General features: G+C 66.8%; 18 protein-coding genes. 9 read left to right on the top strand and 9 right to left on the bottom strand.

What is annotated here, in order from left to right; translation table 11 throughout:
* Position 1: 1 nt before the first annotated feature.
* Positions 2 to 1,171, bottom strand: a complete 1,170-nt coding sequence (locus tag AC5Y3Z_RS16555) for an acyl-CoA dehydrogenase family protein (protein ID WP_463826579.1) — start codon at positions 1,169 to 1,171, stop codon at positions 2 to 4.
* Positions 1,172 to 1,272: 101 nt separating this feature from the next.
* Here AC5Y3Z_RS16555 and fabG point away from each other — a divergent pair, with 101 nt between their 5' ends.
* The 5 genes from fabG to AC5Y3Z_RS16530 are packed head-to-tail and all read left to right on the top strand — an operon-like array spanning position 1,273 to position 6,331.
* Positions 1,273 to 2,016, top strand: a complete 744-nt coding sequence (gene fabG / locus AC5Y3Z_RS16550) for a 3-oxoacyl-ACP reductase FabG (protein ID WP_463826578.1) — start codon at positions 1,273 to 1,275, stop codon at positions 2,014 to 2,016.
* Positions 2,013 to 3,224 carry an acetyl-CoA C-acetyltransferase gene (locus tag AC5Y3Z_RS16545; protein WP_463826577.1) on the top strand — a complete coding sequence of 404 codons (1,212 nt, stop codon included), beginning with the start codon at positions 2,013 to 2,015 and terminating at the stop codon, positions 3,222 to 3,224. The genes fabG and AC5Y3Z_RS16545 overlap by 4 nt, the downstream gene beginning before the upstream one ends.
* A complete protein-coding gene (locus tag AC5Y3Z_RS16540; RefSeq protein WP_463826576.1) occupies positions 3,221 to 4,432 on the top strand; it encodes a CoA transferase in 1,212 nt (403 codons plus the stop codon). Before AC5Y3Z_RS16545 ends, AC5Y3Z_RS16540 begins: the two co-directional genes overlap by 4 nt.
* Complete coding sequence (locus AC5Y3Z_RS16535) at positions 4,429 to 5,622, top strand: acyl-CoA dehydrogenase family protein (RefSeq protein ID WP_463826575.1); 1,194 nt, start codon at positions 4,429 to 4,431, stop codon at positions 5,620 to 5,622. The genes AC5Y3Z_RS16540 and AC5Y3Z_RS16535 overlap by 4 nt, the downstream gene beginning before the upstream one ends.
* A 4-nt stretch (positions 5,623 to 5,626) precedes the next feature.
* Entirely contained in the window at positions 5,627 to 6,331 is a 705-nt protein-coding gene (locus AC5Y3Z_RS16530; RefSeq protein ID WP_463826574.1) for a GntR family transcriptional regulator, read from the top strand.
* Here the strand turns inward: AC5Y3Z_RS16530 and AC5Y3Z_RS16525 are convergent.
* Positions 6,270 to 7,685 (bottom strand): NAD(P)/FAD-dependent oxidoreductase, encoded by a 1,416-nt coding sequence (locus AC5Y3Z_RS16525; protein ID WP_463826573.1) that lies wholly within the window; start codon positions 7,683 to 7,685, stop codon positions 6,270 to 6,272. The genes AC5Y3Z_RS16530 and AC5Y3Z_RS16525 overlap by 62 nt on opposite strands.
* A 91-nt stretch (positions 7,686 to 7,776) precedes the next feature.
* Here AC5Y3Z_RS16525 and AC5Y3Z_RS16520 point away from each other — a divergent pair, with 91 nt between their 5' ends.
* Both AC5Y3Z_RS16520 and AC5Y3Z_RS16515 read left to right on the top strand, forming a co-directional pair.
* Positions 7,777 to 8,493, top strand: a complete 717-nt coding sequence (locus tag AC5Y3Z_RS16520) for a TetR/AcrR family transcriptional regulator (RefSeq protein WP_463826572.1) — start codon at positions 7,777 to 7,779, stop codon at positions 8,491 to 8,493.
* Positions 8,494 to 8,557: 64 nt separating this feature from the next.
* Entirely contained in the window at positions 8,558 to 8,926 is a 369-nt protein-coding gene (locus AC5Y3Z_RS16515; RefSeq protein WP_463826571.1) for an Rv1352/Rv1906c domain-containing protein, read from the top strand.
* Here the strand turns inward: AC5Y3Z_RS16515 and AC5Y3Z_RS16510 are convergent.
* Genes AC5Y3Z_RS16510 through AC5Y3Z_RS16485 form a run of 6 tightly spaced genes read right to left on the bottom strand, consistent with a single transcriptional unit; the run spans position 8,923 to position 15,815 of the window.
* Positions 8,923 to 10,440: a class I adenylate-forming enzyme family protein gene (locus AC5Y3Z_RS16510; protein WP_463826570.1), complete on the bottom strand. Its 1,518-nt coding sequence runs from the start codon at positions 10,438 to 10,440 to the stop codon at positions 8,923 to 8,925. The two genes, AC5Y3Z_RS16515 and AC5Y3Z_RS16510, sit on opposite strands and share 4 nt — an antisense overlap.
* The gene (locus tag AC5Y3Z_RS16505) at positions 10,433 to 11,938 is read right to left on the bottom strand and encodes a class I adenylate-forming enzyme family protein (protein ID WP_463826801.1); all 1,506 of its coding nucleotides are present in this window, start codon (positions 11,936 to 11,938) and stop codon (positions 10,433 to 10,435) included. The genes AC5Y3Z_RS16510 and AC5Y3Z_RS16505 overlap by 8 nt, the downstream gene beginning before the upstream one ends.
* Positions 11,928 to 13,376, bottom strand: a complete 1,449-nt coding sequence (locus tag AC5Y3Z_RS16500) for an AMP-binding protein (RefSeq protein ID WP_463826569.1) — start codon at positions 13,374 to 13,376, stop codon at positions 11,928 to 11,930. Before AC5Y3Z_RS16500 ends, AC5Y3Z_RS16505 begins: the two co-directional genes overlap by 11 nt.
* Complete coding sequence (locus AC5Y3Z_RS16495) at positions 13,376 to 14,167, bottom strand: enoyl-CoA hydratase/isomerase family protein (RefSeq protein WP_463826568.1); 792 nt, start codon at positions 14,165 to 14,167, stop codon at positions 13,376 to 13,378. The genes AC5Y3Z_RS16500 and AC5Y3Z_RS16495 overlap by 1 nt, the downstream gene beginning before the upstream one ends.
* The gene (locus AC5Y3Z_RS16490) at positions 14,164 to 14,970 is read right to left on the bottom strand and encodes an enoyl-CoA hydratase/isomerase family protein (RefSeq protein WP_463826567.1); all 807 of its coding nucleotides are present in this window, start codon (positions 14,968 to 14,970) and stop codon (positions 14,164 to 14,166) included. The genes AC5Y3Z_RS16495 and AC5Y3Z_RS16490 overlap by 4 nt, the downstream gene beginning before the upstream one ends.
* 23 nt (positions 14,971 to 14,993) lie before the next feature.
* Positions 14,994 to 15,815 carry an enoyl-CoA hydratase/isomerase family protein gene (locus AC5Y3Z_RS16485; RefSeq protein WP_463826566.1) on the bottom strand — a complete coding sequence of 274 codons (822 nt, stop codon included), beginning with the start codon at positions 15,813 to 15,815 and terminating at the stop codon, positions 14,994 to 14,996.
* A 131-nt stretch (positions 15,816 to 15,946) separates the two neighbouring features.
* Between AC5Y3Z_RS16485 and AC5Y3Z_RS16480 the strand changes: the two genes are divergently transcribed.
* Together AC5Y3Z_RS16480 and AC5Y3Z_RS16475 are read left to right on the top strand one after the other, a co-directional pair.
* A complete protein-coding gene (locus AC5Y3Z_RS16480) occupies positions 15,947 to 16,630 on the top strand; it encodes a hypothetical protein (protein ID WP_463826565.1) in 684 nt (227 codons plus the stop codon).
* Entirely contained in the window at positions 16,627 to 17,523 is an 897-nt protein-coding gene (locus tag AC5Y3Z_RS16475) for an enoyl-CoA hydratase/isomerase family protein (protein ID WP_463826564.1), read from the top strand. Before AC5Y3Z_RS16480 ends, AC5Y3Z_RS16475 begins: the two co-directional genes overlap by 4 nt.
* Here AC5Y3Z_RS16475 and AC5Y3Z_RS16470 read toward each other — a convergent pair.
* A complete protein-coding gene (locus AC5Y3Z_RS16470; RefSeq protein ID WP_463826563.1) occupies positions 17,520 to 18,287 on the bottom strand; it encodes a TetR/AcrR family transcriptional regulator in 768 nt (255 codons plus the stop codon). The genes AC5Y3Z_RS16475 and AC5Y3Z_RS16470 overlap by 4 nt on opposite strands.
* Between the last annotated feature and the right edge of the window lie 66 nt (positions 18,288 to 18,353).

Genomic DNA, 18,353 nt, shown 5'->3' with positions numbered 1-18,353 from the left:
GTCAACGCGCCCGCTGCGCCGCCTTCACCAGATTCGAACCGATGATCAACTGTTGAATCTCGCTGGTGCCCTCGTAGAGTCGCAGCAGCCGGACGTCCCGATAGATGCGCTCCACCGGTACCCCCCGCATGTAGCCACTGCCACCGTGCACCTGCACCGCGAGATCGGCCACTCTGCCGGCCATTTCGGTGCAGAACAGCTTGGCCGCCGACGGTGCGATGCGCCGGTCTTCCTCGGCGACCCAGGCCCGCGCGGTGTCGCGGACCAGCGCGCGCCCGGCCAGCACCCCGGTCTGCATATCAGCCAACATCGCCTGCACCAACTGGAAGCTGCCGATCGGCGCGCCACCCTGGGTCGCGGTCGCGGCGTAGGCCACCGACTCGTCCAGGGCGCGTTGCGCGGCACCTACTGCGAGGGCCGCGATATGGACCCGGCCGCGCGCCAGCGACGTCATCGCCGCCCGGTAACCGATGTCCTCGCTACCGCCGACCAGGGCGCTGTCGTCGACGCGGACGTCGGTGAAGCTGACGTCGGCGGTCCAGGCGCCTTCCTGACCCATCTTGGCGTCCTTGGCGCCCACCTCGACCCCCGGCGCATCGGCGGGGACCAAGAAGACGGCGATGCCGGGACCTTTGTCGTCGGCTGGCCGGGTGCGGGCGAACACCACGAACAGATCGGCGGTGGGGGCGTTGGTGATGAAGCGCTTCTGTCCCTCGATCACCCAATCCTGCTCGTCCCGAACAGCTTTGGTCTTCAGTCCGGCCGGGTTCGAGCCTGCGCCGGGCTCGGTGAGCGCGAAGGAGGCGACGACGTCACCGGAGGCGATCGCTTCCAGCCAGCGCGACTTCTGCTCGTCGGTGCCGAACCCGACGAGAACCTGCCCGGCGATGCCGTTGTTGGTGCCGAACATCGACCGCAGCGCCAGCGAGGTGTAGCCGAACTCCATCGCCATTTCGACGTCCTGCACCAGGTTCAACCCGAGACCACCCCATTCCTGCGGGATCGCGTAGCCGAACAGGCCCATCTTCGTGGCCTGGTCACGCAGATCGTCGGGCACCCGGTCGTCGTCGAGGAACTCCTGCTCCCGTGGCACCACTGCGGTACGGACAAAGTGGCGCGTCTGCGCCAGGATCTCGCGGAAGTCCTCGTCGGAGACCTCGGCAGCGGACATTGTTCGGTGCTCCTTCGGACGGCTGATAGGATACGCAATATCATATATGAAATATGATCCGGGACGTTTGTGGCGCCCGACTCCGGGCCGGAAAGGGATGAGTGATGTCGTTGCTGGAGGGTCAGACCGCGGTGGTCACCGGCGGTGCGCAGGGTCTCGGTTTCGCCATTGCCGAGCGGTTCATCGCCGAGGGTGCGCGGGTAGTCCTCGGCGATGTCAATCTGCAGGCGACGCAGGTCGCGGCCGAGAAGTTGGGCGGTGATCAGGTGGCCGTCGCGGTCCGCTGCGATGTCACCCAGGCCAACGAGGTGCAGAACCTGATCGACACCGCCATCGACCGTTTCGGCGCCTTGGACATCATGGTCAACAACGCCGGCATCACCCGCGATGCGACCATGCGCAAAATGACCGAAGAGCAGTTCGACCAAGTGATCGACGTACACCTGAAGGGCACCTGGAACGGGACCCGCCTGGCGGCGGCGGTCATGCGCGAGGCCAAGCACGGGGTGATCATCAACATGTCGTCGATCTCAGGCAAGGTCGGCATGATCGGCCAGACCAACTACTCGACGGCCAAGGCCGGCATCGTCGGAATGACGAAGGCCGCTTCCAAAGAGCTTGCCTACCTTGGTATCCGAGTGAATGCGATCCAGCCCGGCCTGATCCGCTCGGCGATGACCGAGGCCATGCCGCAACGGATCTGGGACTCCAAGGTGGCCGAGGTGCCGATGGGACGGGCCGGGGAGCCCAGCGAAGTCGCCAGCGTCGCCCTGTTCTTGGCTTCCGACCTGTCCTCGTACATGACCGGCACGGTCATGGAGATCACCGGCGGTCGGCACCTGTGACCGAGGCCGTCATCTGCGAGCCGATCCGCACGCCGATCGGCCGGTACGGCGGAATGTTCAAGTCGCTCAGCGCGGTTGATCTCGGCGTCGCCGCTCTGCGCGGTCTGCTGGACCGCACCGGCATCGCCCCTGAGACGGTGCAGGACGTCATCCTCGGACACTGCTATCCCAGCGCCGAGGCACCTGCGATCGGCCGGGTGGTGGCCCTCGACGCCGGTCTGCCGGTCACTGTTCCCGGCATGCAGGTCGACCGCCGCTGCGGATCTGGGTTGCAGGCGGTGCTTCAGGCGTGCCTGCAGGTGAGCACCGGCAACAACGACCTGGTGGTCGCCGGCGGCTGCGAGAGCATGAGCAATGTGACGTTCTATTCCACCGATATGCGATGGGGCGGAGCACGTTCCGGAGTCCGCGTGCATGACGCGCTGGCCCGCGGCCGCAGCACTGCTGGTGGCCGTAACTACCCGGTCCCCGGCGGCATGCTGGAGACCGCCGAGAACCTGCGCCGCCAGTACGGCATCTCCCGGCAGGAGCAGGACGAGCTCGCGGTGCGGTCACACCAGCGGGCGGTGGCCGCCCAGCAGGACGGCCTGCTCAACGACGAGATCGTCCCGGTCGCCGTACGCACGCGGGCCGGTGCGGAACTGGTCGACACCGACGAGCATCCCCGCGCCGACACCACGGTGGAATCCCTGGGCAAGCTCAAACCCGTGCTGCTCAACGATGATCCGGACTCGACGGTGACGGCGGGCAACGCCAGCGGACAGAATGACGCGGCGGCGATGTGCGTGGTGACCACGCCGGCGAAGGCGGCCGAACTCGGCCTGCGTCCGTTGGTGCGGCTGGTGTCGTGGGGTCAGGCCGGCGTCGCGCCCAACATCATGGGAATCGGACCGGTGCCGGCCACCGAGGTCGCGCTGGCCAAGGCCGGCCTGCAGCTCAGCGATGTGGACCTGATCGAACTCAACGAGGCCTTTGCCGCCCAGGCCCTCGCAGTGATGCGGGAGTGGAATTTCGGTGCCGCCGACCATGATCGGACCAATGTGCTCGGCTCGGGCATCTCGCTCGGGCATCCGGTCGGAGCGACGGGCGGGCGGATGCTGGCCACGCTGGCACGTGAACTCGACCGGCGCCAGGCCCGATTCGGCCTGGAAACCATGTGCATCGGCGGGGGGCAGGGATTGGCCGCCGTCTTCGAGCGGGTCACGTGACCGGCCCGGCCCTGCCGCTCAGCGGCCTGCGCATCATCGAGGTGTCCAGCTTCGTCGCCGCGCCGCTGTGTGGGTTGACGCTCAATCAGCTTGGCGCGGAGGTGATCCGCATCGACCCGATCGGCGGCGCCTCGGATGTGCAGCGCTGGCCGTTGACCGAGGACGGCACGTCCATCTACTGGACCGGGCTGAACAAGGGGAAGCGTTCGGCCACCATCGACCTTCGGGCACCCGAAGGCCAGGATCTGGTCCAGCGGTTGATCGTCGCGGGTGACGGCATCGTCGTCACCAATTCGGCGGGGCTGCCCTGGCTGAGCCATGAGGCGTTGGCGGCCAAACGATCCGACGTCATCCATGTCCAGTTGCTGGGCCGGGGCGACGGATCCACCGGGGTGGATTACACCGTCAACGCGGCCATCGGCTTCCCGCTCGTCACCGGCCCGGCCGAACACGCGGGCCCGATCAACCACGTGCTGCCCGCCTGGGACGTCAGCTGCGGGCTGTACGCCGCGCTTGCCGTCGTCTCCGCCGTGCACCGTCGCGCCCGGTCCGGGTTGGGCGCCCGGATCAGCCTGGCTCTCGAGGACGTCGCCTTGGCCACTGCGGGCAATCTCGGGCTGCTGACCGAACCGCAGGTGCTCGGAACCCAGCGGCCGCGGGTGGGCAACTCCATCTTCGGCCAGTACGGTCAGGATTTCGTCAGCCGCGACAATGCCAGATTCATGGTGGTGCTGTTGACGCGCAGGCATTTTCGTGACCTGGTGGAAGTGACGGGGACCGGGGCGGCGCTGACCGCGTTGGCCGAGGCGCTGGGAGCGGACTTCGCGGCCGAGGGTGACCGCTACCGCTACCGCGACGTGCTGTCCGGGCTGTTCGGCACCTGGTTTGCCGAGCACACCGCCGACGAGATCGATGCGGCGTTGTCCGGCACCACCGTGCTGTTCGAGCGCTACCGGACCTTCACCGAAGTCGCCGTGGATCCGAAAGTCACTGCCAACCCGTTGTTCTCCCGACTTCATCAACCCGGAGTCGGCGACTACCTGGCCCCGGCCATGCCGACGGCGTTCGACGGTGTGCACCCCGCCAGCGCGGCCGCGCCGGCGCTGGGCGCCGACACCGCCGACGTGCTGATCGAGTACCTGGGATTGACGGACGAGGACATCGCGCGTCTGGCGACCGCGAAGACGATAGGGACGAAAAGCGCATGACACGCCTAGCCCAGACGCTCGGCCTGACCGAGATTCAAACCGAGATCATCGCCACGGTAAGGCAATTCGTCGACAAGGAGATCATTCCCGCCGCAGCCGAACTCGAACGCAGCGACACCTACCCGCAGGCCATCGTCGACGGCTTGCGCGACATGGGCCTGTTCGGTCTGATGATCCCCGAGGAGTACGGCGGCCTGGGCGAATCACTGCTGACCTACGCGTTGTGCGTGGAGGAGCTGGCGCGCGGCTGGATGAGCGTCTCCGGTGTGCTCAACACCCACTTCATCGTCGCGTACATGTTGCGCCAGCACGGAACCGCCGAACAGAAGCTACGATTCCTGCCGCGGATGGCCACCGGTGAGACCCGTGGCGCGTTCTCCATGTCCGAACCGGAGCTGGGGTCCGACGTCGCCGCCATCCGCACCCGCGCGACCCGCAACGAGGACGGCACGTACACCATCGACGGCCAGAAGATGTGGCTGACCAACGGCGGCAGCTCGACACTGGTCGCGGTGCTGGTGCGGACCGACGAAGGCGCCGACAAGCCGCACCGCAACCTGACCGCGTTCCTGGTCGAAAAGCCCACCGGCTTCGGCGAAGTGCTGCCCGGCCTGATCATTCCCGGCAAGCTGGACAAGCTGGGTTACAAGGGCATCGACACCACCGAACTCATCTTCGACGGTTACGGGGCGAGTGCCGAAGACATCCTCGGTGGCACGCCGGGGCAGGGCTTCTTTCAGATGATGGACGGTATCGAAGTCGGCCGGGTCAACGTGTCGGCACGGGCCTGTGGGGTCGGAATCCGGGCCTTCGAGCTGGCGGTGCGGTACGCCCAGCAGCGGCAGACATTCGGCAAGCCGATCGCCGAACACCAGGCGATCGCCTTTCAGCTGGCCGAGATGGCCACCAAAGTCGAAGCCGCACATCTGATGATGGTCAATGCGGCCCGGCTGAAGGACTCCGGGGAACGTAATGACGTCGCGGCCGGGATGGCGAAGTATCTGGCCAGTGAATTCTGTTCGGAGGTGACCCAACAGAGCTTCCGGATCCATGGCGGTTACGGCTACTCCAAGGAGTACGAGATCGAGCGGCTGATGCGCGATTCGCCGTTCCTGCTCATCGGCGAGGGCACCAGCGAAATCCAGAAGCAGATCATCAGCAAGCGCCTGCTCGACGAGTATCGGATGTGACGCCATGACGGTTCCGGATTTCGGTTCGCGGCCACAGCTTTCCGAGGAGATCGCGGCCTTCGTCCGAAAGAGGATCTTCGAAGGCACCTACGCCGCCGGCCAGTACGTCCGGTTGGACCAGCTGGCCGCGGAGCTGGGTATCAGTGTCACACCGGTGCGGGAGGCGTTGTTCGCGCTGCGCGCCGAGGGCTTGGTGGCCCAACAACCCCGGCGCGGTTTCGTGGTGCTGCCGCTGACCCAGCGCGATCTCGCCGATGTCGCCAATGTGCAGGCCCACGTGGGTGGTCAGCTGGCCGCGCGCGCCGCCCACAGCATCACCGAGGACCAGTTGCGCGAACTCCAGGACATTCAGCTGCAGCTGGAGCAGGCCTACGCCGCCGACGACGGCGAGCGGACCGTCTGGCTGAACCACGAGTTCCACCGCGCCATCAACATCGCGGCGGATTCACCGAAGCTCGCGCAGGTCATGTCGCAGATCACCCGCTATGCGCCCGAATCGGTGTTCCCGATGATCGAGCACTGGCCAGACCAGGCCATCCGCGATCATCGGCGGGTGCTGGCCGCGCTGGGTGCGCACGACGAGGAGGCGGCCCGCGCGGCGATGTCGGAACATCTTGCCGCCAGCGCGATTCCGCTGATCGAGCACCTCATCGAGCGGGGAGTAGTTGCCCCGGCGACGCCGGCTGGTTCGTCGGCGCCGCGACAGTAGCCGCAGCAGATGCCTTGCGTCGGCGGTTGAACATGCGCTGCTCGATCATGCGCTCGACTTCTCGTCGCACGTCCCTGCGCACCGTGCGCCACAGTTGGCTGCGGTCGACCTCCGGGTTGCGCGCGGCCGCCGCTATCCAGCCGACCAGCCGGCGTGGGGTGAAAACCTCTGCGGGCAATCGGTTTCGGGAGAAGACATCCAGCAGTTGCATCGCTCCGTCGGGTTGGCGCGCCAGCCAGTGGTAGGCCGCGTCCTCGATCGGGGACACCGCGTCGCCGCGGCCGAGCAGATTCGCCCACTGGTACATCGGCAGGCACTGCTCATCGCGGTCCAGCTCCCAGGCGGCCAGCGCCGCGTCCAGAGCCTGCGGATCGTCGAGGTGCGCCGCCGTCGTCTCGCCCAGCAGTCGGCCGAATCGCAGTGCGTCCCGGATACCCTGAGCGGTCACGGGATCCTTGAAGTGGCCGGAGTCTCCGGCCAGCGCCCACCCTGGACCGTGTGAGTGACGGAAGTAGGACGGGTGCTGGTAGGAGACCCGGATCTTGCCGACCCGGGTGCAGCCGGTCAGCCGCGCGGCGAACGGTGGGATACGCTGCACGGTGTCGGCGAACGCCTGCTCGGCGTCGGCGCGGAACTCGTCGGCGCGGCGCACCGGCGGCATCAACAGCGCCACCAATTGGCCGCCGTCACAAGGGAATACGGTGACCAGATCATCGTCGTACCGCCACTGCATGGCGACGTGGCGCAAGGACTCGTGGGCATCTTCGTGGTAGGCGTCGTCGTAATAAGCAAAGGCCATCATGCGCTGGTTGTCCCAGTGGTGGTGCTCGGTGGCGCCGACCAGTCGGGCGACCGTGGAACGGCGTCCGTCCGCCCCGATTACGAGCTGGGCGGTGATGGTGCCCTCGGCGCCGTCGCGGCCGCGGTAGTGGACTCCAGTGACGCGACCGTCGTCGTTGCGCAGGAGATCGGTGACCCGCGTCCGTTCGCGGATCTCGGCGCCGGCGGCCCGTGCCGTCTGTACCAGCGCGAGGTCGAGGCCCGGCCGTCGGACGCAGGCGCCGGCGGTGAATCCCTGGGCAGCGCCGAATTCGCCGACCACTTCCACGCCCGGCCCGGCCAGTCCGGCTCGGGTGTGCAGCGGCGGGCCCAGTTTGAGCACCCGGTCGCGCGCGCCCAGCAGTTCCAATTCGGCCCAGTGATGGGGGAAGAAGAGGTGTGTCGACAGTGTGTCCGAGGGAAATGACGCGCTGTCCAGCGCGATCACGTTGCGTCCGCGTCGCGTCAGCGCGATCGCGGCCGCGGTGCCCGCGCACCGGCTTCCGACAATGACGACGTCCGTGTTCTCCCGCATGACAGAGAGAATGCCAGGTCAGTGTGCTCTTTTCAAGAGTGTTCAAAAAATGAATTGACTTATAAATGTCTCTGCTGTTTATCATGGGCGCGTGTCAGTTGGCAGCGCTCCCAGCACGGCCGAGCGCGCGGCGGCGCGCGGCGAACGCCGGCGCGCCCGCACGCGCGCGGCCATCCTGGATGCGGCCGAAGAGGTGTTCAGCCGCGAAGGTTACGACGGCGCCCGGATCGAGGAGATCGCCGATTCCGCCGACATCTCGGTCGGGTCGATATACACGCATTTCGACGGCAAACGCGGCGTCTACCTGCATCTGGTCGACAGATCTCTGGAGCTGTTCGCCGAATACATGAAGCGCGGCGAGGACCCGACGCTGACGCCGCTGCAGCGCGTGCTGGCCGGCGGCGATGCCTATCTTCGGTTCCACTTGGAGCATCCCGGCGCTTTCCACTTCCTGGCCAATCGCAACCCGGGCACGGCGCCGCTGTCGGCCCCGGACGGGCCCGAGGCCAAGATCCGTGACCGCGTCGGCGAGTTGCTGCACCGCTTCGCCGGTGTGATCGACGACGCGATTGCGGCGGGCGAGGCACGACCGGTCGATTCGACGCGCCTCACCCAATTCCTCTGGGGCGCCTGGAACGGGGTGATCTCGCTGCGACTGCAGCCGGCAGGATTGCGGTTGTCGGAGACCGAGATCGCCGAAACGTTGGAGCTCGCCCGCTGGTTGCTGCGCGAGGGATTGGCATCCTCGGCGTTGCGCGACGACAACGGTGAGGTCGGTGACCGTGTTCCGCTACCCAAGATCGGGTGACCGGACACAGCCGGGCGGGCAGTGACGCATACTGTGTGTCGGGGGTGGCACGAGAGGAAGTGCAATGCCCCGTACACGTGCGCTACGCGCAACTGCCGCACTGGTCGCCGGCCTGTCCGTCATTGCGCTCGCGCCGCCGGCCGGCGCCGACCCATTGGACCCGATCCCGGGTAACGGCGTCTTCGTCGTCGGGCCCGACATCGTCCCCGGCCTCTACCGCACCAGCGGATCGGCGTCGACCATCGGCGTCTGGATCAACAATGTGCCGACTCAGGACTCCATGTGCGCCTGGTTCACCTACAGCACGCCGGACGCGAACAAAGAGCATGTCCTGCAGACCAATATCTCCGTCGGCCCGATGTTCGCCAATATCAACACATCGGTCAAGGCTTTCGAGTCGCAGAACTGCCAACCCTGGACGCGAGTTCCCTAACGCCCCGACTCGGTCAACATCTCCCGTAGCCGGCGCACATCTATTTTGCCGGTACCACCCCGCGGCAATTGCTCGTCGGAGTCCAACACCAGCCACACCGTCGGCACTTTGAACGCGCTCAGCACCCGGCGGGCGGCGTCGCGCAACGCGGCGGTGTCGAGCCGCCGGCACACCACCGCCGCACCCACCCGCTTACCAGCCGGGCCGGGAACATCTGTGACAACGGCACTTTCGACACCCTCGATGCCCCGCAACGCGCGTTCCACCTCACTGGGATAGACGGTGGCGCCGCTCACCTTGAACATGTCGTCGCAGCGACCGTGATAGAACAGGAAGCCCTCGGCGTCGAGGCGGCCGAGGTCGCCGGTGGGGTAGAAGCCGTCCGGGGTGAACACGTCTTCCCTGCTGCGACGGCAGATTCCGCGCAGCGTATGCGGTCCGCGGAACTGGATCATGCCGGTGGTGCCCGCCGGCAGCGGCGCGCCGGTATCCGGATCGACGATGCGAACTTCCATGCCGGGGAACGGTTTTCCGCAACTGCCCCGCGCCGCCGCGGGCAGATCGGTATCGGCGGGATAGCCGCAGTAGGGCCCGAATGACTCGGTCATACCGAACAGGGTGGCGCGGGCACCCGATGGTGCGCGCTGTGCGGGCGGCAGCAACGCATCCAGGCTGCCCGGCCGCAGCGCAGACAGGTCGACCTCGGCGCGGCGCGGGTGTCGGGCCAGTGTCTGTGCCTGGTCGGGCCAGCCGCGGAATAGCGTGACCCGTTCGCGCTCCAGCAGGCGCAGGGTGGTGTCCGGTTGCGGCACTTCCTCGGTCACCAGGGTGGCGCCGGCCAGCAGTGCCGACAGGATCCCGCTGCCGAAGCCGCCCACCCAGAAGAACGGCATCGGCAGGTAGAGCCGGGTATCGGCGGTGATGCAACGGGCCGTCAGTCCGGACCGCACCGCGCCCAACGCGCTGCCGTGTGAGTGGATGACCCCCTTGGGCGACCCGCTGCTGCCCGAGGTGAAGATGATCACCAGCGGGTCCGCCGCGGTGACGGTGGCGGCCATCGTATCGACGCTCCGGCGGTCCGCCGCCGCGCTGCCGTCCAGTCGATCGATGGACCAGACCTGTTGCAGTGCAGGCAATTCCATCCGGGGCACCGCCGCGAGGTCCTCGAGGTAACGGTGCCCGCGAAATTCCGCCACACTCACCAGAACCTGCACCGAGGCCGTCCGCAGCTGCGCGACGAGTTCCGCGGGCCGCAGCAGTGTGCTCAACGGAACCAGCACCGCACCGATGCGGGTCACCGCGACGGCGATCTGCACCCAGCGGACGCTGTTGGGCATGATCAAACCGACCCGGGTGCCCTTGGCCACCCCGGCCTGAATCAGGGCAGCGGCCAGATCGCCGGTGGTCGTGTCCAATTCGGTGTAGCTGATGCGCCCCGCGGGGTCGATTACCGCAGCCTTGGCGGCGTCGCGGGTGGCGCGCAGTCGCACCAGCCGGTCGATGGTGTCATCCATCGAAGAGCTCCTGCAGTCGTCGCAGGTCGACTTTGCCGCTGGACAACAGCGGAAGCTCAGTGCGGGCCAGGGCGATGAACCGCTTCGGGATCTTGTAGGACGACAATTCGCCCGTGAGCCGTGCGCGCAGTGCTGCCTCGTCGAAGTGCGGGACACCGTCGGGCAGCACGATCACCGCGCCCACCAGCTGGCCGCGCGCGGCATCGGAAACACCGACCACATGTGCGGTGAAACCTGCTCGGGCGATGGCCTGCTCCACCTCCGCCCCGGAGACATTGGCGCCGGCGGTCTTGATCATCCCGGCCAGCCGGCCGAGGTAGTACAGGTAGCCCTCGTCGTCGGCGCGCACCAGGTCGCCGGTGTGAAACCAGCCGTCGGCGTCGAAGCATTCCTCGCGGCTGCGTTTGTAGTAGCCCTGCATCACGTACGGTCCGCGGATGCACAGCTCGCCGATTCCGTTGTCCGGGTCGAGGATCGAGGTCTCGAATCCCGGTGCCGGGCGGCCGTAGGAACCGCGCCGGTGTTCGGGTTGGTCGGATTCGTCCCCGCTGATCAGCAACACGCTGCCGGCCTCGGTCATCCCCAGCATGTTGTGCCGTAGCTCCGGATCGGCCGGTCGGACTTCGGGTGCCATGATCGGGTAGAGGTTGCCGCGCCGCGCCGAGCTCAGGTCCCGGCCGGGGTAGCTGGGGTGCTGGGCCAGATGGATGACGGCGGACACGAAACCGTTTGTCACGGTCGGCTTTTCGGTCTCAATCAGATCCAGCGTCCGGCCGGGATCGGTGGCGTTGGAGCACACCAGGGTAGATCCGGCCACCAGGGTGGCCAGCAGGGCGAACGCGAACCCGCCGATCCAGAAGAACGGCGAGTTGCAGAACAACCTGTCGGTAGCGGTGAGGCCGCGGATCGTGTTGAGGTTCCGCTGGTGGTCCAGCAGCGCGGCGTGCGTGTGCACCACGCCTTTGGCGACGCTCGTGGAGCCCGACGTGTAGACGATGGTCAATACCGCAGAGCCGTCGACATCGTCTTCCAGCGCGGTGAGTAGCCGGGGATCGATATCGTCACCGCATCGCCGTAACCAGTCCCAGTCGAAGACGCAGTGCCGCAACAGGGGTGCGGCATCGCCGGCGCCGGCCAGCCGTTCGGTGTAGTCGTGCGATCGGAATGATCTGGCGCTCAACATGATTGCGGTGTCACTGTGTACCAGCTGCTCGACCAGTTCACGGGCGGTGGCGAAGGTCGAAAAAGGTATCACCACCGCGCCGATGCGCGCGGCGGCCAACATCGCGACGACGAACTCGGTGCCGTTGGGGTACAGCAGGCCGACGTGGGTGCCCTTACCGGCACCCACACCGATCAGGCCGCGGGCAAGTTCGGCCGAGCGGCGGTCTGCCTGCGCGTAGCTGAGCCGGTCGTCATCGCAAACCAGTAGGGGGTGGGCCCCGCGCCGGGCCTGCTGACGCAGGGTCGCGGCGATGGTGTTGCCGTCACCGGGCATGGTCAGGTGTGGCACTGAAGAAAGCTTTGATGGCGCCCAGATCGGCCTTGCCGGAGGATGTCCGCGGGATGGCCTCGACCGTCGCGATCTCGGTGGGAATCTCGTAGCGCGCCAGCCGTGTTCGCAAGTGATCCAGCAACTCGTCGGCCGTGGCAGGTGCGCGCAGTTCCACCATGGCCACCGGTGTCTCGCCGAGGCGTTCGTCGAAGACGCCGACCACCACAGCACCCGCCACCGCGGGGTGGGCCTCCAGTGCGGTGCGCACCTCGTCGGGCATGATCTTGAATCCGCCGCGGATGATCGCTTGGTCTGCGCGCCCCAGGATCCACAGGAACCCGTCACCGTCGAGACGCGCCAGGTCGTTGGTCTGCATCCAGTCGGCCGTCGGCCCCAACTGGGCGGGCTTGACCTGGAGTCGGCCCACTCGATCGGGTTGCAGCGGTGTGCCGTCGTCGTCGACCACCCGCAGCCGCGCGCCGGGGTTGGCCCGCCCGACGCTGCCCCGCTTGGCGCGCCAGTACTGTTGGTGGTCGGCCAGCGTCCAGCCGGCCACCCCGCCGCCGAATTCGGTTGCGGCATAGGAAGTCAGCACCGGGATACCGTACTTTTCGGTAAACGCGTCGGCATCCTCGGCGGACAGCGGCGCGGTGCCGCAGGTGACAGCGCGGATGCCGGCCAGGTCTGCTCGCGTGAGGTCGGAATGCAGTACCGTGCGCAGCGCGGCGGGCACCAGCGACACCGCACGCGGTCGGTGTTCACGTACCGCGTCGGCCCACGCGTTCAACTCGAACCGCTCCAGCAGGACGAAGGGTCGACCCTCGGCGACGCATTGCAGCACCCGGAACACGCCCCCGATATGCACCAGCGGCGAATTCACGATGGCCACCCCGCGGCGCAGGGCGCTGGGCTCCGGTGCGTGCTGGTACCCGGCGCCCAACACACTGTGCGCCAGCATGCGGTAGCTGAGGTCGATGCGTTTGGGCGGGCCGGTGGTTCCGCTGGTCAGCATCCGGACCGCGATGTCGGATGCCGGCGCCTCCGGCGACGGCGGGCCCGGTTGGGCACCGTCGTCCAGGGTTCCGGAGATGGCCAGGGTGGCGGATCCGGACGCCACGAATTTGGCGAGATCGGCGGACTCGCCGATGACCAGCGGAAGTCCGAGTGCGGCGAGGTCGGCCCTGGTGCGGTCGTCACCGCGTGCCGGGTTGAGGGTCACGATGGTGCCGCCGCCCAGCAGCACGCCGAGCAACGCCGCCACGTGCCCCGGCCGGTTACGCAGCAACACACCGATTTCCGGGTGCTGGGCGGTCAACGGCGCGATGCGCCGGGCGGCGTCACCGATCCGCGCCCAGGACAACCAGTGCCCGGCGTATTCGACGGCGCGCGCACCGGGCTCGAGTTGCAGGACGTGATCGATACGCCGGCTCAGAGCGTGCATCACCGGACCCTGGGTACGCCGGTCGGCTTCGGTTGTGCGCCGAGCTCAGCAGTGCCCAGCGGATTACCCAGCCGGGTGTAGATCAGTCCCTGCTCCATCGCGGCCCGGTATGGTTTGTCCAGCGACTCCCAGATCGCCTTGACGGTGCCTTGCGTCGCCGACGGCGGCTTGGTCGCTATTGCCGACGCTATCTCGTGCGCCCGAGCCCATAATTGTTGCGAGTCAACCACTTCCGATACCAGCCCGATGCGCAGCGCGGTGTCCGCGCTGACCCGTTCGTCGTTGCCTAACAGCGCGATCCGCAGTGTCTCGCCCAGCCCGATGCGGCGCATCAGGCCGATCGGTTCCAATGCGCAGACCAGACCCGCCGATACGTGCGAGTCGAAGAACGTCGCGTCCGCCGAACAGATCACCACATCGGATTCGTTGAGGAAGTAGTACGCCCCCGCGGTGCACATGCCCTGCACCGCGCACACCACCGGCTTCCACATCTTTTGCCATTTGGGGCTGAGCAGTTCGCCGGGATCTTCGTGGTTCCAGACGTTGTCGGGTTGTCCGTAGGGTGACTTGATGTCCAGTCCGGCGCTGAAGGCGCGCTCCCCGGCCGCGCGCAGCACCACTGCGTGCACCGCGTCGTCGAACTTGATGCGGCGCCAGGCTTCAGCCATCTCCGTGCACATGGTGCGGTTGAAGGCGTTGAGGTGCTGTGGGCGGTTCAGCGTGATGGTGGCAACGTGGTCGGCGGTGTCGACGTCGAGCAGGATGGTTTCGAAGTCCGTCGACCCACTCATTTGCACTGCCAATCCGGTTTCCGCTTCTCCACGAACGCCTTCGGGCCTTCCTGGGCATCTTCGGTCCGCAACACCCGCTCGCGGAACGTCTCAGCCATGATCTCCGCCTCGTGCAGCGGTACGTTGAGTCCTTTGAGGATGGCTAGTCGGGTACCGCGGACGGCAAGGGGCGCATTGGAATTGACGATGTCGGCGATCTCCCGGGCCCGTTCCAGCAAGCACTCGTGTTCGACGACTTCGCTGACGAGTCCGAGTTCGTACGCGCGTTGCGCGCTCATCCGTTCGTGCTTGCCCATCAGGGCCATGCGCAGCGCAATCGAGCGGGGCAATGCCCGTGACACGCGGACCATCTCACGACCGGCCACCAGTCCGATGCTGACGTGCGGGTCGAAGAAGGTGGCCCGCTCGGATGCGATGACGATGTCGGAGGTGGTGACCCAATCCATGCCCGCCCCGCAACACAATCCGTTGACCGCGGTCAGCACCGGTTTCGCTGCGGTGCGAAACGGCGGGGTGCCTTCCTGCGGTGCCTCCCACTGGTCGTAGGTGGACAGGTAAGGCCGTTCGTAGATCACCTTGCCGTCTTCGGGAATGGCTTTGACGTCGGCCCCGGTGCAGAACGCCCGCCCGGTGCCGGTGACGATCGTCAGCCACACCTTGTCGTCGTTTTCGGCCTCCTGGTAGGCGGCCCGCAATTCGGTGATCATATGCGGGCTCAGCGCGTTGAGAGCGTCGGGTCGGTTCAGCGTGATGGTCGCGGTATGCCCGTCGACGTCGTAGCCGATGGTGTCGAACGCGGGCATCGATGTTCCCTTCGTGGTGGTGGTCAGCGGCCGTCGAAGCCCGGTGTGCGCCGGTCCCGGAATGCCTGCAGACCCTCTTTGAAATCCGCTGTGCGGCAGGCGAGTTCCAGATTGTAGAGCTCCTGCGTCATGGACTCGGGCAGGGACGCCTGCTGACCGTGGTGCAATGCCTGTTTGGCCAGACCCAGTGCCACCGTCGGGCCGGCCGCCAGCCGGGCCGACAGTCGTTCGGCGGTGTCGTCGAGATCGGGCAGGTTCACCGCCTGGTGGATCAGTCCCCAGTCGGCGGCGTCGGCGCCACTGACCTTCTCGCCGAGCAGCAACATCCGCCGGGCCCGCGCCAGGCCCACCAGACGGGGCAGCAGCCAGCTGGCCCCTGAATCGGGGCTGAACCCGCGGTCCACGAACGGTTCCCAGAACGTGGCGTCGGTCGCGGCGACGGTGAAGTCGGCGGCCAGCGCCAGATTGGCGCCCATTCCCACCGCCCAACCGCGCACACTGCAGACCACCGGCAACTGGATGGTGTGCAGCAGTTCGATCACCCGGTGGGTGGCGTGCGGCACCCGTCGTACCAGGTTTCCGGTCCTGGGGCGTTGCCCGCCGCCCCGGTTGGTGGCGACCCAGTCGGCTCCGGCGCAGAAGTCGGCACCGGCGCCGCGGAGGTGGATTGCGCGCAACGAATCATCGGCGGCGGCGTCGGTCAGCGTGTCGACCAGAGTTTCGATCATCAACGGTGTCAACGAATTACGCCGAGCCGGTCGATCCAGGGTGAGTTGCAGTACCGCACCGGTGCGGGTGACTGCCACCGAGCCCTGGGCATCGGCCGTCTCGGCATCGTGGCTCACGCTGGAATCCGACCCTTCCCATCCATACGGTTACCCATACAGTATGCAATACGATTGCTACCGTGTATAAGTTAGCAACAAACCCTACCGGCGGAAACGGGGCCGGTGGAATCGGCAACCAGAGGGGCGACATGGCTGAGGACACCAGCCCTGCTGCAGGTACCGGTAGCGCCCGCTTCGGCGAGGCGCCGCTCGCCCAGACAATCGCCGCCGCCGGTGCCATGCGCCGGCTCAGCTCGTTGCTGCTGTCACTGGAGAGCCCCCACCCGACGGTGGACGAGATGCTGACGAAGTTCGCCGCATGGGAAACCGAGCTCGCTGCCGCCGCGCCCACCGACAGCGCGCCGCGGATCGGTGACGCCGAGAACGATCCCAGGCGCGTCTATCTGAACCATGCGACCGACATCGGTGCCTACAATCCCTGTTTTCCCGAGTACCGCTTCGAGTTACTGGAGTCCGACGCCGCCGCGGGTAGGGTCACTTTTCCGCTGCTGTACGAGGGACCGCCCGGTCTGGTGCACGGCGGGTTCCTCGGTGTGTTCTTCGATTGTGTTATTCAGCATCATAATTGCTGCACCGATCTGTCCGGCAAGACCCGTTCGCTGGGTGTGACGTTCCGCCGTCCGACGCCGCTGCAGGTCGAGCTGGACTTCGAAATCGAGCGCGCGGCAGCGGAGCGCGGGATCACGTCGACGGCGCGCCTGCTGCTCGACGGAGAGGTGCTCTGCATCGGTGAGGTGAACACGTTGGCCTCTCGACCGGACGAGCTCTCCACTACCCGATTCGGCAGGCGCAGAACGGAGGCCGGCGCATGACCGATACGGGCACAACCGATGATCGGGTACTTTTCGAGCTCGATCCCGACCGGCGGATCGCCACGATCACGCTGAACAATCCCACGCAACGCAACTCCTATGACGCCGCCATGCGAAACGCGGTGTCCCGCTGCCTGGATCAGGTCGCCGACGACGACGACATCACGGTGGTCCTGTTGCGGGGGGCGGGTGGGGTGTTCAGTACCGGCGCCGACATGAACAACGCCTACGGCTGGTACGGCGAATCCGGCGGGTCAGCCCCGCAGGGCAAGCAGCGCCGTCCGAGTCAGCGCCGGCGACTCACGGTGGACCGCAAGTCATTCGGCTTCTACCACAACCTGATGGGCTTTCCGAAGGTAACGGTGGGTGAGATCGCCGGCTACGCCCTCGGTGGCGGGTTCGAGATGGCCTTGATGACCGACATCTCGGTGATCGCCCGCGACACGAAGATCGGGATGCCGGCGACGCGGTTCCTCGGACCCGCGCTGGGCAGCCTGCATATGTTCTTCCACCGGCTCGGCCCGGTGCTCGCCCGACGGTTGCTGCTGACCGGGGACATCATCGACGCGGGACAGCTGGAGCACCTCGGAATCTTCACCGACACCTGCGATTCGGAGTCGGTTACCGCGCGGGCACGCTACTGGGCGGAGAAGGTCGCGAAGATGCCCGCCGACGGAGTGGTGATCGCCAAGGAGGCGTTTCGGTTGGTCGAGCAGACCCAGGCCTACAACGGCGAGGAAGTCGCGAGCTATCTGTTCCACGCCTACGGCACCAATCTGCAGTTCGGCCCCGGCGAGTTCAACTTCGTCAAGACCCGCGCAGAGCACGGCACGAAAGAGGCATTCCGGTTGCGCGACGAGCACTTTCACGTGCCCGACCCCGGTGGCGCCTAACCCGAAGTGGGCCTGGCCCGACGTGCGGTCGACTTGGCCGCCTTGCGGGGCCGGGGCGCCTTGCGGCCCTCCTCGATCAGCCGGCCGGCATGGTCGAGAATGCAGTCCAGGCCGTATTCGAAATTGGTCTCGTCCGGTGCCCCGATCCGGTGACCCTTGCCGGTGACCTGTGCGATCAACGGGGTGGTCTGCGGGTCGATGCCCACCGCGTCCTCGATGGAGCGGGACCCGCTCTCGGCGGACTGGTTCTTCTCGAAAAGCCGTTGCAGCACCACCGATCCGCGCACGTGCAGCGAGACGGCGGAGTAGGTGTCGAAGGCGTCCTCGGCTGACAAACCCGCTTCCACCAGATTGGAGATGGCGCGCTCCATCTCTTGCGCCCCCATGCGGGCCGCCTTCGGACTCAGCGCCGCGCGGATCAGGATCAGGTCGCACAGAATCGGGTTGCCCATGAAGGTCTTACGCATCGAGCGGGCGTGATTGCGCAGGGTCTCCCGCCAGTCACTGGCTTCCACGTACGGCGTGGAGAACACGTACTTGCCTAGGGCGCGATCGGTCATCGCGTTGAGCAGATCGTCCTTCTTGCGGAAATACCAGTAAATGCTGGTAACCCCGACACCGAGGTGTTTGCCGAGCAACGGCATGCTCAGATTGTCGATCGACACCTGCTCGGCGAGTTCGAACGCGCCGCTGATGATGTCGTCGGGATTGATGGAACCGCGTTCGCGCCGCTGCCGCTTTTCAGCGGTTGCCTGCTTTGCCACTACCGGCACCTCTCTGACGATCTGTGCTGCCTGACCTACCGGCAGATCAGCTCTGACCTGCGACCG

This window comes from Mycobacterium sp. NGS61 (assembly GCF_059812325.1).
Note: the sequence above shows the minus strand (reverse complement) of the source record. Positions and strands in the feature narration are given on the sequence as shown.

Bases quoted from the DNA above. Each gene is read 5' to 3' on its own strand.
- AC5Y3Z_RS16535 (WP_463826575.1), top strand. From the start codon at position 4,429: ATGACACGCCTAGCCCAGACGCTCGGCCTGACCGAGATTCAAACCGAG.
- AC5Y3Z_RS16515 (WP_463826571.1), top strand. From the start codon at position 8,558: ATGCCCCGTACACGTGCGCTACGCGCAACTGCCGCACTGGTCGCCGGC.
- AC5Y3Z_RS16475 (WP_463826564.1), top strand. From the start codon at position 16,627: ATGACCGATACGGGCACAACCGATGATCGGGTACTTTTCGAGCTCGAT.
- AC5Y3Z_RS16555 (WP_463826579.1), bottom strand. From the start codon at position 1,171: ATGTCCGCTGCCGAGGTCTCCGACGAGGACTTCCGCGAGATCCTGGCG.
- AC5Y3Z_RS16530 (WP_463826574.1), top strand. From the start codon at position 5,627: ATGACGGTTCCGGATTTCGGTTCGCGGCCACAGCTTTCCGAGGAGATC.
- AC5Y3Z_RS16490 (WP_463826567.1), bottom strand. From the start codon at position 14,970: ATGCCCGCGTTCGACACCATCGGCTACGACGTCGACGGGCATACCGCG.
- AC5Y3Z_RS16510 (WP_463826570.1), bottom strand. From the start codon at position 10,440: ATGGATGACACCATCGACCGGCTGGTGCGACTGCGCGCCACCCGCGAC.
- AC5Y3Z_RS16495 (WP_463826568.1), bottom strand. From the start codon at position 14,167: ATGAGTGGGTCGACGGACTTCGAAACCATCCTGCTCGACGTCGACACC.
- AC5Y3Z_RS16480 (WP_463826565.1), top strand. From the start codon at position 15,947: ATGGCTGAGGACACCAGCCCTGCTGCAGGTACCGGTAGCGCCCGCTTC.
- AC5Y3Z_RS16525 (WP_463826573.1), bottom strand. From the start codon at position 7,685: ATGCGGGAGAACACGGACGTCGTCATTGTCGGAAGCCGGTGCGCGGGC.
- AC5Y3Z_RS16505 (WP_463826801.1), bottom strand. From the start codon at position 11,938: ATGCCCGGTGACGGCAACACCATCGCCGCGACCCTGCGTCAGCAGGCC.
- AC5Y3Z_RS16500 (WP_463826569.1), bottom strand. From the start codon at position 13,376: ATGCACGCTCTGAGCCGGCGTATCGATCACGTCCTGCAACTCGAGCCC.